1 pseudogene is annotated in these 246 nt (G+C 64.2%); it reads right to left on the bottom strand.

Annotation, left to right across the window (positions count from 1 at the left end):
• Positions 1–246 (bottom strand): annotated as a pseudogene (locus KI811_RS18460) (cytochrome C); the annotation flags it as partial.

The raw sequence follows: 246 nt of genomic DNA, 5'->3' as shown, positions 1-246 counted from the left end.
CCATAGCCCGGCGCAACCCCGTTGTATGTGGAGTAGTTTGCCGCGTAGCCGGGATGTTTCTCGGCGTGAGACTGCGATCCGTGGCAGTTGGAGCAGGCGTACTGCTGGCCGGCTACCCCGGCGGCGATGGTGTCCTTCACGGCGGTTGCCATGCCGTCGGTTGCCGGGATGTCGTGGCAGGTCTGGCAGACGGTGGCGGCAAAGCCACCGTGCTGGGTGACCAGGTTGACTTTATGGCAGTAGGAG

This window comes from Geobacter hydrogenophilus (assembly GCF_018501225.1).
GTDB classification, from domain to species: Bacteria; Desulfobacterota; Desulfuromonadia; order Geobacterales; family Geobacteraceae; genus Geobacter; species Geobacter hydrogenophilus.
Note: the sequence above shows the minus strand (reverse complement) of the source record. Positions and strands in the feature narration are given on the sequence as shown.